Genomic DNA, 14148 nt, shown 5'->3' with positions numbered 1-14148 from the left:
CCTCCCAAGCGCCGCCTGCTTGAGCGCAAGGCAGAACTACGCTAGGCTGCCCGCATGCAAGGTCCAACTCCCACCCTGGCCCGCCGCTATATGTTCAAGCTGCTGGCCAATATGGCTTCCGTTCCGGTGTATCTGGTCATGGAAGCCATTCTGCCGCGCGCTCTGGGCCCGCGCATGTATGGCAACTACAGCTTTGCCACCAATCTTTTCCAGCAGCTTTCCGGCTTTCTGGACATGGGCACCTCCACCTGCTTTTACAATGCCCTGTCGCGCCGCCAGAACGAAAGCGGGCTGATCGGCTTTTACTTCCGGGTCAGCCTGCTGGTGGCCCTGATCAGCCTGCTGGCCGCCTTGTGTATGCTGATCCCCGCAATGGGCGGCCTGCTCATGCCCGACGTGCCGCTCTGGCTCGCGCCTCTGGCCGCGCTCTGGGCCTTTCTGACCTGGTGGGGGAGGGTGCTGCGCTCCATGAACGACGCCGTGGGAGCCACTGTGCCCTCGGAAATGGCGCGCACCCTGATCTCTCTTTTGGCCGTGGTCCTGCTGGCCGGGCTGTTCTGGTCGGATCAACTGAACATCCACACCCTCTTCGCGCAGCAATATTTCATGCTCGGAGCCACGGCCCTGGGCTACTGGCTGGTCACGCGCCGTCACTGGCGCGAGCGCGACCAGGCGCTGCGCCTGCATGTAAGCGGTACGCAAAGCCGCGCCTATTGCCGGGAGTTTTTCGACTACAGCCACCCGCTCTTTGTGCAGGCCCTGCTCTCCTTTCTTCTGCTCACGGCCGAGCGCTGGCTGCTGCAATGGTTTGACGGCAGCGCGGAACAGGGTTTTTTCGCCCTGTCCCAAAAAGTCAGCATGGCCTGCTTTCTCTTCGTCTCGGCCATGACCCCGCTGATCATGCGTGAGCTTTCCATCGCCTGGGGCCGGAACGACCGTGAGACCATGGCCCGGCTGCTGACCCGCTTCGCGCCCCTGCTCTATGTGGTGGCGGCCTACTTCTCCTGCTTCACTCTGGCCGAAGCCCCGGCATTGGTGAACATCTTCGGCGGCGCACAATTCGCGGCGGCCGTCCTGCCCGTGCAGATCATGGCCCTGTACCCCTTGCATCAGGCCTACGGCCAATTGGCCGGTTCGGTCTTCCACGCCACAAGCCGCACCCGCGTGCTGCGCAACATTGCGGCCCTGGAGTGCGTCTACGGCTTTGCCGCGGCCTGGTTTCTTCTGGCCCCGCGCGAGTTCCTGGGCCTCAATCTGGGCGCCGTGGGCCTGGCCCTGAAAACCGTGGGCGTGCAATGCCTGACCGTCAATCTGTACCTCTGGCTGGCCTCGCGTTTTCTGCCGCTGAGCTTCTGGCGCAACCTCGCCCACCAGATCTGGAGCCTTGCGGCGCTCGCCCTGCTGGCTTTCGCCTGCCGCGATCTGACCATCAGACTGGGCATCGGGGATTTGGATTCGGCAGGGCGCTTTCTTGTTTCCGGCGTCTTGTACAGCCTGCTCTGCCTGAGCCTCTGCCTGGCCGTGCCCCGGATGCTCGGCCTTTCCCGCCGGGAATTGCGCGAAATCTTCATCCGGCTGAAAAAATCCCGGAAGCGCGCAGCCTGAGCCGCCAGGGCTAACGCATCTTCTGCGGCAGCCCTGGCGGCCATGCGACAGCATCGCCCGGAGCCGCAGATGCCGCTTGCATTCTTTGTTCGCCGGGACTATCTTTTTGCATCCGGCTGGGGGAGCCATCATGGCTGAGAAAGGGTGTGAGCGCCCTGACCCCTAGAACCGCGCACGCGCGCGGTTCTGCACCTGACGCAGATAGTGCTGACGAAGGGAAGCTGACCAGCCCGCCCGCGCGGGTCTGTGCTTGCCCGCAGCCGTTCAGGTTCAGCGGGCTTTTTGTTGTCGGAGGTCTGACATGGAGCTGATCGTCAACGGCCAAAGCGAAACCTGCGCCGAAGCCGCCAGTCTGGCGGATCTGCTGCGCGCGCGCGGCCACGACCCCAAGACCGTGGTCGTGGAATGCAACGGGAGGATCATTCCCGCTGACGCCTTTGCCGCCACGCAACTGCACAGCGGCGACGTCATCGAGATAGTGCAGTTCGTGGGCGGCGGCTAGGGCAATTTGTGATTGAACATATTCATTTTCAATCAAAAAATGCCCTAAAAGGCAGAGGTTCCGGCGGCGCGGCGTTTCTTTTCTTTCCCTGTCTCAAAGAATTCTGGCGGAGAGCAGCATGAATGATCCCTTTGTGGTCGGCGGCGTGACCTTTGCAAGCCGTCTGTTCATCGGTACGGGCAAATACAGCGCCGACAGTCTGATCCCGGCGGTGGCCGAGGCCAGCGGCGCGGAAGTCATCACCGTGGCCATGCGCCGGGTGGAAAAAGGCCAGCAGGGCATACTGAGCCATATTCCTCAAACCATGCGCCTGCTGCCCAACACATCGGGCGCGCGCACCGCCGACGAGGCCGTGCGCCTGGCCCGGCTGGCCCGGGCCGCCGGTTGCGGCGACTGGATCAAGATCGAGGTTATTTCCGATACCCGCCATCTGCTGCCCGACGGCTACGAAACCGCCAAAGCCACGGAAATTCTGGCCGGGGAAGGCTTTATCGTGCTGCCCTACATCAATCCGGATCTGTATGTGGCCCGCGCCTGCGCGCAGGCCGGAGCCGCGGCGGTCATGCCCCTTGGCGCGCCCATCGGCACCAACCGGGGCCTGCGCACCAGGGAGATGATCGCCATTCTCATTGAGGAACTGGATCTGCCTGTGGTGGTTGATGCGGGCATCGGCCGCCCCTCGCAGGCCTGTGAAGCCATGGAAATGGGCGCCGCGGCCTGTCTGGTGAATACGGCCATTGCCTCTTCGGAAGACCCTGTGCGCATGGCCAGGGCCTTCAGGCAGGCCGTGGAGGCCGGGCGCAATGCCTGGCTGGCCGGCGCGGGCGCCGTCAAAGCCCGGGGCGCGGGCGCGGAAGCATCCTCGCCGCTCACGGGATTTTTGCGCTAGAGCGTTTTTTGATTGAACATATCCATTTTCAATCAAAGAATACTCTAAGGACAGAAGCTTTCTGTTCCCGGCAGCCTGCGACTTTCGGAAAAGAACAGGCGGAGAGCGCGCGGCGGCAGAGATGGGTTGCGTCGCCTGCTCCGTTTGCATTGGCGTCTTGTCCCTGTGTCGCAGGGCTTGCCCTGCCGGCCGGAAAACACAGAGCCTCATTTGTTGCTTGCGGCCCAACGCTAGAGCATTTTTACTTTGAAAATGCTCTGCTGACGCGAAAGCGGCAGCCGCCGCAACGCGGCGTACATTCAGGCGAAAACCGCGTTTTTCGCCTGAATGCCACCTTTGACTTTCATAAAAAGTCAAAGGTAATCTGCTCTAAAGGATAGCTCAGATGGAAAATTTTCAGCATTTTTTGCAAAACTGGCCCGCTGATCGCCGTTCCCGGGGCACGGCCGCGGCCACCTCGGACAAGGTCTGCGCCGTGCTTGAAAAAGATGTGCTGCAACCTGCCGACTTTCTGACCCTGCTTTCGCCCGCGGCCCAGCCCCATCTGGAAGCCATGGCCCGCAAGGCCCGGGAGCTGACGTTGCGTTATTTCGGGCGGGCCGTGAACATCTTCACCCCGCTGTACATTTCGGACGTCTGCACCAATCAGTGCCGCTACTGCGGCTTCAATGCCAAAAACAAGCAGCCCCGCCGCCATCTCAGCGTGGACGAAGCCTGTGCCGAGGCCAGGGCCATTGCGGACATGGGCTTTCAGCACATCCTGCTGCTCACGGGCGACGCGCCCAAACTCTCCTCGCCCCTGTACATTGCCTCGGTGGTGCGCCGGATCAAGCCCCTGTTCGCCTCCATCGGCATTGAGGTTTATTCTCTGACGCAAGCGGAATATGCCCTGCTGCTGGAAGCGGGCGTGGACAGCATGACCATGTTTCAGGAAACGTACAATCCAGAACTCTACGCTTGGCTGCACCCCGTGGGACCCAAGCACGACTATGCCTTCCGTCTCAATGCCCCGGAACGCGCCGCGGCCGCGGGTATGCGCTCCCTGGGCCTGGGCGCGCTGCTCGGCCTGGAATCCTTCGAGCAGGACGCTTTTGCCACGGGCCTGCACGCCTGGTGGCTGCAACGCAACTTCCCGGGCGTGGACGTGAGTGTGTCCATCCCGCGCATCTGCCCGCACGAGGGCGACTTTGACGTGCAACATGCGGTGGATGATCGGCATCTGGTGCAATACGTCACGGCCATGCGCTGCTTTCTGCCGCGCGCGGGCATCACCTGTTCCAGCCGCGAAAGCGCCTTCATGCGCAATCATCTGGTGCCGATCGGCGTCACGCGGGTTTCCGCGGGGGTCTCCACCGCCGTGGGCGGCAGGGCCACGGAGGACAAACACAACCCCGGCCAGTTTGAAATCTCCGATCGCCGCAGCCTGGCGGAAATGACCGCCGCGCTGGCAGGCATCGGCTATCAGGCTGTGCTCAAGGACTGGGAGGACCCGGCGGCATAAAGCAGCGGCCTAAAACAGCGGGATTCACATGCAAAGGCAGGAGGAAAGCGCGCGTGGGCAACAGTTTGCGCCAGGGTCTGAGGCGCTATTTCAGGCCTGAACAACTGGCCCTGCTGCAAGCCGCGCGCGTGGGCGTGGCCGGAGCGGGCGGTCTGGGCTCCAACGCGGCGCTCATGCTGGCGCGTTGCGGCGTGGAGCATCTGCTGCTGGCGGACGACGACGTGGTGGAGCCCTCCAACCTGAACCGTCAGCACTACTGGCCGCGGCATCTGGGCAGACCCAAGGTCGAAGCCCTGGCCGATCTGCTGCGGGAGCTCAATCCGGACATGCGGCTGGACACGCGCCAACTGCGCCTGACCCCCGACAATCTGCCGGAAATTCTGCCGGCCTGCCCCATCTGGCTGGAGGCCCTGGACGATCCGGAAGCCAAAACCATGCTCGTGGAGCGGGCCCTCCTGAGCGGACGCCGGGTGGCCAGCGCATCGGGTATGGGCGGCTACGGCGGTCCGGCCATGCAAAAACGCCGCCTGGGACCATTGACGCTGGTGGGGGATTTCAGCACGGACGTGCTGACAGCCCCGCCCCTGGCCCCGCGCGTCACCCAGGCCGCGGCCCTGCTGGCCGACGCAGTGCTGGAATTTATCTTGGGCGATCCCCTTTGACGCCGATCAGGCCGCGCGCGATCTGCCACCTAAGCATAATTGCGCACCACCACCTCATCCACCAGGCCACGCCGCGCGGCAACGGAATTCAGGGCGCGTTTCGCGCGGACGATGGTCACGGAATAGTCTTTGTATAAATCCCTGATGAACGCCGTGGCCGAATTGGAAAGCATAAATTTGATGCCGCGCCGGTTCAGCCAATCGCAGCACTCGCGCAGGCGGATCTGCTCTTGCCGGCTGAAGCCGCCCCGCGCGTAGCCCGTAAACCTGGAGGAAGTGGATACGGGATCATAGGGAGGGTCCAGGTAGACGAAACTCCTGTCAGGCAGAACTTCAAGGACGGCCGCATAGTCCAGGGACGAGAAGGAAATTTCCGCTGCCCGGAAATAGGCGCTTACCGCGCGCAACACAGGCGCATTGACAATGGCCGGGTTTTTATAGCGCCCGAAGGGGGTATTGAATTCACCGGCGGTATTGACTCTGAACAGCCCATTATAGCAGGTTTTGTTTAAAAAAAGAAGTCTGGCGGCCTTTTCCACTTTTGATTTTGCGTCGTATGTTTGCGGATCACGATCCCAATGGCGCACCGCATAAAAATACGCTTCTTCATTGGCGTGCCCCTGCAAGGTCAGGATCAGGTCTTCAACGGCATCCCGGATCACTTCATAGACGGCGATCAATTCGCTGTTGACGTCATTGATGATTGCCCGGGACGGTTGCAGCCGGAACAGCAGGGCCCCACCGCCCACAAAGGGCTCGCAATAGCAGGTAATGCGCCGGGGCAGCAAAGGCTGCAAGACGCCCAGCAGTTGCCGTTTTCCACCGGCCCATTTCACGACCGGCGCCACCAGGGCATTTTTTTCCATCCGCCGCGCTCCGGTTATTCCGTCGTGCCCGGCCCCTGGGGCGGCAACTGCGCCAGCACTCCCGCGTCCGCGGGCAAAAAAGGCAGGTGAGCAGCCTCGGCAGGGCTGATCCAGCGCAGGTTCTGGCCCTCCGCGGGGCAGGGCTCCCCCGTAAAGGCCGTGACATGGAAAAAATGCAGGCGCACCCGAAAGCCGCGCTCCGCATAGCTATGGCTCAGGCTTTGCCAGAATGCGGCCTTGCGCACGCCAATGCCCAGCTCTTCGGCCAGTTCACGGGCAAGCGCCTCAGCCGGGCTCTCGCCGCCTTCCAGCTTGCCGCCGGGAAACTCCCAATAGCCTTCCAAAGGTTTGTCCGTGGGACGCTGCGCCGCCAGAAAGCGCCCGTTCCGCCAGATAATCCCGGCCGCCACTTCAATATCCCGCATACTGATCTCCGCCGCCGCAGCGAATCGTTGCCGTTTTCAGCCCGCAGATCCCGCGTGGGGCCAGAGCATTTTGCTCATGAAAGCAGCGCAACGCTCTAAAAGCCGCACTTGTCTTTGATGGCCGCGATCTTTTCTTCCAGCCCGGCCATTTCCTCCAGCAACTCCTCGCCGCGGCGCTTGCATTCCTCAAAACGCTTGAGCAGTTCGCCGGAACGGCTGTGATCCGCATAGACGGCCGGGTCTGCCAGCTGGCCTTCCACGTCCGACTGTTCTTGCAGCACGCGGGCCAGTTCTTCCTCCAGGGCCGCGGACCTGCTTTGCAGGGGCTTGAGCTCCTTGTGCAGGGCATTGCGTTTTTCCGCCTGCTGACGCTTGAGGCGCTTCTGATCCTCGCGGGAAAGCGGCCGGACCGCGGGCGCGGTCGTTTTGGCAGCGCCCGCGCCCCCAGGCTTGCCTTTGTGCGCCTGCGGCGCGGCGGCCATGCCGGGGTGCGCGCCGTCCGCGACCGGCTGCGCCCGGCGCGCCGCATCATAGGCCTTGAAATCCGCATAGGCGGTCAGCCCGGCGCTGTTCAGCTCCCAGGCTTCCGCTCCCACCTGCGAGAGCAGCCAGCGGTCATGCGCCACCATCAGGAGCGTGCCGGTAAATTTTTGCAGGGCCGCCACCAGGGCCTCGCGACTTTCCAAATCCAGATGGTTGGTGGGCTCGTCCAGAAGCAGAAAATTGCAGCGCTTCAAAAACAGGCTGGCCAGCACCAGGCGGCTTTTTTCGCCGCCGGACAGGGCGCTGACCTGGCGGTCGAAATACTCCTGACCCAGCAGAAAGAGCCCGAGCACGCTCATCAGCTCCTCTTCCGTGGTGCGCGGATCGGAAAGGCGGCGGATTTCGCCCAGCACCGTGGTATCCGGGCGCAGGGTTTCCATCTGGTGCTGGGTGTAATAGCCCAGGCGCATCTGGGAAGCCGCGACCAGATTGCCGCCGCAGCGTTCCAGCTGCCCGGCCAGCAGCTTGAGCAGAGTGGACTTGCCGCAGCCGTTATGACCCACCAGGGCCACGCGCTGGCCGCGATACAGCGTGAAGGTCAGGGGCGGCCACATGGTCTTGCCGTCCGGGAAATGAAAGGCAAGATCAGCCACGGCCAGCACGATTTTTTCCGAGTGCGGGGCCTCAGGCCAGGAAAAACTGAGTTCCTTGCGTTTGGGTTCGGGCCGGTAGTCCTCCAGCTCCTTTTCCAGCTTTTTGGCCATCTTCTGCCGCGATCCGGCCTGCCGGGCCTTGGTGGCCTTGGCCCGGAAGCGCTCCACAAAGGCCATTTTGCGGTTCAGCTCGTCCTGCAGGGCGCGGGCCTCGCGCTCGCGCTGGGCATTGTATTCCTCCTGCAAGGTCAGAAACTGCGTGTAGGTCGCCTTGCGGAACACAGGCCGGGACAGGCCCAGATACAGCACATGACTGCCCACAGTATCCATGAACAGGCGGTCATGGGCCACAAAAACCAGCGCGCCCTTGAAATCCAGCAAAAAAGTCTCAAGCCATTCCACGGCTTCCATGTCCAGATGGTTGGTAGGCTCGTCCAGCAAGAGCACATCGGCCCCGGCCGTGAGCACGCGCGCCAGTTTGGCCCGTTCCCGCCAGCCGCCCGAAAGGCTGCGCAGGGGGCGTTCCCACTTGTCCTCGGCAAAGCCCAGGCCCGTCAGCACGGCCTTGGCCCGGTGCTCAGGATTGTAGCCGTACATGGCCTCCAGTTCGGCCTGGCGGTGCATGAGCTGCGTCAGCAGAGCTTCGTCCCTGCGGGCCGCGGCTTGTTCCCACTCGGCCCAGAAGTCATTCCAGTCATGCACCACGTCCAGCACATAGTGCAGCAGCGGCGTGTCCAGAGCTTCTTCGGAAAGTTCCTGCTCCACATAGCCCAGGCGGCAGCCTTTGGGCAGAATCACGCGGCCGCCGTCAGGAGCCTCCACCCCGGCCAGCAGGCGCAGCAGGGTGGATTTGCCCGTGCCGTTGGGCCCGCAGACGCACAAGCGCACGCCGGAATCCACCTCCAGCGAAAAATTGCTGAAAATGTCGCGCCCGCCAAAGGATTTGGACAATCCCTGAATGGTAATCTTCACAGCCAGCCCTCGCGGCGATAGCCCTGCACGGCCTCGGCCATGCCCTGTTCCAGACTCACGGCGGGCGCGTAGCCCAGTTCCCGCCGGATGCGGGAAGCGTCGCACAGCCAGCCCGGCTGGCGGGCCTCACGGTATTTGTCCAGGTTCCAGGCCGGGGCGCGATCCGGCGCTTTCCCCCTGAAGCGGGACAGAAAAACATGGCGGGCAAGCCCCAGGGCCGTGGAGGCGGCCGCGGTCACAGCCATGATCGGCAGGGGCATGCGGATCACGCGCACTCCCCGGCCCTTTCCGGGATCCGCGCCGCGCCCCAGGGCCGCGCCCATGGCCCGGCAAAATTGCTCCATGCTGTATTCGGCCCCGTCGTTCACATAGTAGACGCCGCGCGCCGCATCAGCACAGCAGCGCAGCACGGCCTGGGCCATGTCCCGCGCATGGACCACGGAAACGGGAAATTCGCGAAACGCGCCAGGGCTCACTGCCCAGCCCTTTTGCACGCCCCTGAAAACCGGCAGCAGCCCCTTGTCGCCGGAGCCATAGATGATCGGCGGCCGCACGATCACGAGCCGCTCTCCCACAGCGCGGGCCAGAATCTGCTCGCTCAACAACTTGGACCAGCCGTAGGCTGAAACCGGCGCGGGCGGCATTGCCTCCGTGACGCCCGGCGACATGGCCGAGGGCCCGGCGGCAGCCAGGCTGGAGACCAGCACAAAACGGCCGGGACTGGCCTGGCCCCTGGCCTTCAGGCTGGTCAGAGCCCCGGCCAGGGTGAACGCGGCCAGAGCGTTGGCCCGCAAAAAATCCTGCCAGGAGAGGCCGAAGAGCAAGGCGGCCATGTGGATGACCAGATCCTGCCCGGCCAGAGCCTGCTCAAGCCCCTGGCCGTTGCCCAGATCCCCACGGACAGTTTGCACGCCCGCAGGCAGATGCGCCGCGCGCGAGGAGGCCCGCGTCAGGCAGGTCACCTGCGCGCCCGCATCCACAAGGCGCGGCAGCAGGTGGCGGCCCACAAAACCCGTGCCGCCGGTGACCAGCACTTTTTTGCCGTCAAGCCGCGGCAGCCGCGACAAAAGGGCCGGGCCAACGTCGCTCATGCGCTGATCTCCCTGCGGTATATGCGGTAGCGTTTGGTGATCCGGCCGGAAAAATCCTCGATCAGATCATTGACCGCCACATTGTCCTCCAGCACCCAGGAACCTTCCACCCATTGAAAATCAGGATTTCTGCGCGCCTTTTCAAGCATGAAGTCCAAAAGCAGCAGGGGCAGACCCATGAGCCGGAATTCCTCCTTAATCCCGAAGAGGATGATACGGTAGCCGCCGCGTATCTCGGCGCGGGCCTGCCACCAGTGCCAGAGCGCGCTCAGGCCGAGTTTGCCGTTGAGGCGCTTGAGCAGCGGGTTCATGTCAGGCAGGGCGACCATCCCGGCAGCCGGTTGGCCGTTGTGAAAAAAGAGCACGAAAAATTCCGGATCCAGCACGCCCTTGAGCTCTTTGACATGGTGCTCTGCCTCGGCTTCGGAAAGCGGCGAGAAGCCCCAGTTTTTGGCCCAGGATGAGCGGTAGATGTCGAGCATGATTCGGATATCCTGTGCCAGAGTGGCCTTGCTGGAAGTCCGGCAGGTAAAGCGACCCTGCTCTTTCAGCCGGGCCACTTCGGCACTGAGCCAGTCCGGCAGGCAAAAACGCTCGCGCTCAATGAGATAGGCAAAAAGATCCTGCTCCTTGCGCAGATGCCAGCCTTCCAGCAGTTCCGCGTAATACGGCGGATTCCAGGGCATCATGATCACGGGCGGCAGCTCAAAGCCGTGCACCAGCAGGCCACAAATGTAATTGGCCGAGGGATTCAGCGGCCCGCGCATGAAGGTCATGCCCTCCTGCGCCAGCTTGCGGCGCGCCGCGTCGAGCAGGGCATGGGCCGCTTCCCGGTCGTTCTGGCATTCAAAAAAACCGAATGCCCCGCAGGATTCGCCGGCATAGGCGTTGTATTTCTCGTCCACAATGGCCGCGATACGGCCCACGGGCCTGCCGTCGCGCAGCGCCAGAAAAAGCTCGCGCCGGGCCGTGTCCCAGAAAGGGTGCGCGCCCGGCGTGAGCAATTCGCGCTCCTGGCTCTTGATGGGCGGCACCCAGAGGGGCTCGTCCGCGTGGATCAGCCAGGGCAGATCCACAAAACTGCTCAGCTCCTGCTCGGAGCGCGCCGGAATAATCGTAACGGGCATGTTCTGAAAATGTATTTTTGGGTTGCAGAGCAAGGAAGGCAAGCCGAAAACGCGGGCGGCGCATGGGCTTTTGCCCTGCCGCGCTGCGCAGGAGCGTTACACCGCCAGAGTCCCGCGCAGATCCTCAAGACGTTGGATGCCGAGCCGCTCGCAGGCTGCGGGCAGTTCGGCCGCCAGGGCAAAGGCGCAATCCGGCCGCATGAAATTGCCTGTGCCCACCTGCACGGCGTGCGCGCCCGCCAGAATAAACTCCAGCACGTCTTCCGCGCTGACGATGCCGCCCACGCCCACGACCGGAATCTTGACGGCCCGCGCCACCTGCCAGACGCAGCGCAGGGCCACGGGCTTGATGGCCGGGCCGGAAAGCCCCCCCAGCACATTGGCCAGGGCCGGACGACGGTTTTTCAAATCCACGGCCAGGCCCAAAAGCGTATTGATGCACGAAATGCTGTCCGCGCCCGCATCCTCGACGCTGCGCGCCATGAGCGCGATGTCCGTCACGTTGGGGGAAAGCTTGACCATCACATGGCTGCGCGGCGCGGCCTTGCGCACCGCCGCGGTCACAGCCGCGGCCAGCTTGGGATCCTGACCGAAGAGCACCCCGCCCTGCTTCACATTGGGGCAGGAAACATTGATCTCCAGAGCGGCCACGCCTTCCTCGGCTTCAAGCCGGGCGGCCAGTTCCCCGAATTCCTCCGGGGACGCGGCATAGATATTGGCGATGATCGGCACATCCCGCCAGGGCAGATTGGGCAGCTTTTCCCGGCAGAAGGCCTCTACCCCGTCGTTTTGCAAACCCACGGCATTGAGCATGCCCGCCGTGGTTTCCACAATGCGCGGGCAAGGGTTGCCCTCGCGCGGCTTGAGCGAGAGGCCCTTGACCACAATGCCGCCCAGGCTTGCCAAATCCCCGTAGGATGCGAATTCCAGGCCGTAGCCGAAGGTACCCGATGCTGTGAGCACCGGATTTTTTAACCTGAGATCGCGGGATTGCCCTTTGAGGGTGACGGAAAGATCCATGCTGTCCTGACCATCCGGCTGGTGTAAAAAGATGAATTCTGTTCCCCGGCGAAAAAGAAGCCCCTGCGGGACAGGGCCGGCGCCCGGAGCCCTGAACCGCAAAGGCCTGCGGGCCGTCCGGGCGGCAAAAGACGCTTTTTACAATTCAATATGTTCGGCCCAGAACACAGGCCCCTGATTGCAGGTCTGGACCAGCCCCCCGCGCCTGGAGGGCACGGGCCAGGCCTGCGTTGTTCTGACCACGCAGCCCAGGCAGGCTCCCACGCCGCAGGCCATGCGGTTTTCAAGCGAAAGCTGGGTGCGCACATTCAGTTCCCTGGCGAATTTGTGCACGGTGCGCAGAAAGGGCAGGGGCCCGCAGGCCAGCACCAGACCTTTCTGCTCCGCATATTCGCGCATCCGCTCCTGCAGCGAAAAAATGAAGTTGTCCAGATCGCCGGGCGTATGTTCCCTCAGGCTGTCCAGGGGCACATGCTCGTTGATGCTGTCCACCGGGTAACAACTGATGGGCTCGCGGTGGCCGAAAAGCATGGTCACATTCCAGGGCTTGGGATGCTCGTTGACGTAGCCCACAAAGGGCACAATACCCATTCCCCCCGCCAGCAGCAGGGTGGGCGTGTCCGGCTCCACGGCAAAACCGTTGCCCAGAGGGCCCCAGGCCTGTACCGTGTCGCCTGCCTTGAGCGCGGCCATGCGCCGGGTGCCCTTGCCCTGAACCTGAAAAAAGCAGATCAGGTGCCGGGTGGTCATGTGACAGATGCCCAGAGGCCGGGCCCAGGGAATTTCCAGGCCGAAGGACGTGGGGCGGAGCATGACGAACTGGCCCGGACGCCAGCTCTCCCATTGGGGATGGGTCAGGCGCAGGGCAAAGAAGCGGCTTTCCTGGCCGGTCTGGCCGAAAGGCACCAGATCCAGCACTGTGAGCCGGCAGGAACGTGGCTGAGACATATCCGTATTATAGAGAGAGTTGCCTGGCCGGTCAACCGGGGAAGAGCCGACGCATCTCAGGAGAGCATATTGCTTTTGAAACGCTCGCTCCGGCGCATAACTATGTAAGTAAATTTAGCAGTACTTTCGCTGCAGATATGGATTCTCACTGCAAGATCGTTTAGCTACTTTCATTGGCAAAATACTCTAACCGGGCCTTTTCATGCGGGCCGCAACACTGTAGCATGTGCGCCGCGGCTGAGCGGCGGCCTGCCGACGCGGCCGCGCCGGACGTTGCGCAGAGAACAGGGAAGCGTCGCCATAAGCACGCAGGAGGTCTGCCGTGAAGGAACTTTTCGCCGCGCGGCGTGAAAAATTGCGCCGGGCCATGCGCGCCAGAGGTCTGGATGCCCTCTTGATCAGCCGGGCCGCCAACCGCTTTTATCTTTCGGGCTTTGAACTGCATGATCCGCAATGCAACGAAAGCGCCGGGAGGCTGGTCATCACGGCCGACGGCCGGGACTGGCTGGCCACGGACGCCCGCTACCTGGACGCCGCGGCCCGCCTCTGGGACAAGGAGCGCATTTTCATTTATAACGGCAGCGGCGCCAGGGATCTGCACGGCCTTTTGCGGCGCTGCGGCAGCCGCGTGGGCCTGGAGGCCGACGGCGTCAGCCTTGCCTTTGCCCGCGAACTGGCAGCCGCCGGGCCGGGCCTTTTCTGGGAGGCGGCTGACGGCCTGACCGAAAAGCTGCGCCTGATCAAAGACCCTTTGGAAGTGGCTGCCCTGGAAAAATCCTTCGCGCTCAATCACAAGCTCCTGGAATGGGTGCAGGGCGAACTGACGCCGGGCCGCAGCGAAGCGGAACTGAGTTGGGAGGTGGAACGTTTTTTCCGGGAAAACGGGGCGTCGGAACTGGCTTTTGCCAATATCGTGGCCGTGGGCAAAAACGCGGCCCTGCCCCATGCCGTGCCGGGCCGGGATCGGATTACGGAGAACTGCCCGGTGCTCATTGACGTGGGCTGCCGGGTTGACGACTACTGTTCGGATCAGACCCGCACCTTCTGGGTGGGGGACAGGCCCGCGCCCCACTTCGAGCGCGCGTTCGCCCTGGTACGCGAGGCCCAGGAAGCGGCGCTTGCTGCCATGCGGCCCGGCCTGCCGCTGCGCCAGGCCTATGCCCTGGCCCGCGCGGTCTTTGAACGGGCCGGGGAGGAAAAAGCCTTTACCCACGGGCTTGGCCACGGGGTGGGCCTGGAGACGCACGAAGCCCCCAGCCTTTCCCCGCGCGCCGAAGGCGTGCTTGAGCCGGGCATGACGGTCACGGTGGAGCCCGGTCTCTACTATCCGCAGTGGGGCGGCGTGCGCTGGGAATATACCGTGCTGGTGGAAGAGGACGGCGTAAGGATATTGTGATGCAGGAA

At 63.3% G+C, this 14148-nt stretch carries 13 protein-coding genes; 6 read left to right on the top strand and 7 right to left on the bottom strand.

Annotation, left to right across the window (positions count from 1 at the left end; genetic code table 11):
- The first annotated feature begins 54 nt into the window (after positions 1–54).
- The 5 genes from G7Y51_RS04290 (at position 55) to thiF (ending at position 5159) form a co-directional block, all read left to right on the top strand.
- On the top strand, positions 55–1605 hold the full coding sequence (locus G7Y51_RS04290) for a lipopolysaccharide biosynthesis protein (protein ID WP_165175145.1): 1551 nt from the start codon (positions 55–57) through the stop codon (positions 1603–1605).
- 301 nt (positions 1606–1906) lie between these two features.
- A complete protein-coding gene (thiS, locus tag G7Y51_RS04285) occupies positions 1907–2107 on the top strand; it encodes a sulfur carrier protein ThiS (RefSeq protein WP_165175144.1) in 201 nt (66 codons plus the stop codon).
- A gap of 118 nt (positions 2108–2225) precedes the next feature.
- Positions 2226–2996, top strand: a complete 771-nt coding sequence (locus G7Y51_RS04280; protein WP_206214241.1) for a thiazole synthase — start codon at positions 2226–2228, stop codon at positions 2994–2996.
- Between the two features lie 385 nt (positions 2997–3381).
- Complete coding sequence (gene thiH / locus G7Y51_RS04275) at positions 3382–4497, top strand: 2-iminoacetate synthase ThiH (RefSeq protein WP_165175143.1); 1116 nt, start codon at positions 3382–3384, stop codon at positions 4495–4497.
- 53 nt (positions 4498–4550) lie between these two features.
- Positions 4551–5159, top strand: a complete 609-nt coding sequence (gene thiF, locus G7Y51_RS04270; RefSeq protein ID WP_165175142.1) for a sulfur carrier protein ThiS adenylyltransferase ThiF — start codon at positions 4551–4553, stop codon at positions 5157–5159.
- A gap of 29 nt (positions 5160–5188) precedes the next feature.
- On the opposite strand, the gene G7Y51_RS04265 is transcribed toward thiF, so the two are convergent.
- From G7Y51_RS04265 to G7Y51_RS04235, 7 genes are all read right to left on the bottom strand, one after another.
- The gene (locus G7Y51_RS04265) at positions 5189–6025 is read right to left on the bottom strand and encodes a DNA adenine methylase (RefSeq protein ID WP_165175141.1); all 837 of its coding nucleotides are present in this window, start codon (positions 6023–6025) and stop codon (positions 5189–5191) included.
- Between the two features lie 14 nt (positions 6026–6039).
- Complete coding sequence (locus tag G7Y51_RS04260; RefSeq protein WP_165175140.1) at positions 6040–6450, bottom strand: (deoxy)nucleoside triphosphate pyrophosphohydrolase; 411 nt, start codon at positions 6448–6450, stop codon at positions 6040–6042.
- 95 nt (positions 6451–6545) lie between these two features.
- Entirely contained in the window at positions 6546–8558 is a 2013-nt protein-coding gene (locus tag G7Y51_RS04255) for an ATP-binding cassette domain-containing protein (RefSeq protein ID WP_165175139.1), read from the bottom strand.
- Positions 8555–9649, bottom strand: coding sequence for an NAD(P)-dependent oxidoreductase (locus tag G7Y51_RS04250; protein WP_165175138.1), 1095 nt, complete (start codon positions 9647–9649; stop codon positions 8555–8557). The genes G7Y51_RS04255 and G7Y51_RS04250 overlap by 4 nt, the downstream gene beginning before the upstream one ends.
- Positions 9646–10776, bottom strand: coding sequence for a hypothetical protein (locus G7Y51_RS04245; protein ID WP_165175137.1), 1131 nt, complete (start codon positions 10774–10776; stop codon positions 9646–9648). Before G7Y51_RS04245 ends, G7Y51_RS04250 begins: the two co-directional genes overlap by 4 nt.
- 96 nt (positions 10777–10872) lie before the next feature.
- Entirely contained in the window at positions 10873–11796 is a 924-nt protein-coding gene (locus G7Y51_RS04240; RefSeq protein WP_165175136.1) for a dihydroorotate dehydrogenase, read from the bottom strand.
- A 138-nt stretch (positions 11797–11934) separates the two neighbouring features.
- Positions 11935–12744, bottom strand: a complete 810-nt coding sequence (locus G7Y51_RS04235; protein ID WP_165175135.1) for a dihydroorotate dehydrogenase electron transfer subunit — start codon at positions 12742–12744, stop codon at positions 11935–11937.
- Positions 12745–13066: 322 nt separating this feature from the next.
- On the opposite strand from G7Y51_RS04235, the gene G7Y51_RS04230 reads away from it, so the two are divergent.
- Positions 13067–14140, top strand: coding sequence for an aminopeptidase P family protein (locus tag G7Y51_RS04230; protein ID WP_165175134.1), 1074 nt, complete (start codon positions 13067–13069; stop codon positions 14138–14140).
- The last annotated feature ends 8 nt before the right edge of the window (positions 14141–14148 follow it).

Origin of the sequence: Desulfovibrio sp. ZJ369, assembly GCF_011039085.1 — a bacterium.
GTDB lineage: Bacteria > Desulfobacterota > Desulfovibrionia > Desulfovibrionales > Desulfovibrionaceae > Desulfovibrio.
The sequence above is the reverse complement of the archived record's forward strand: the minus strand, read 5'-3'. Positions and strand labels throughout refer to the sequence as shown.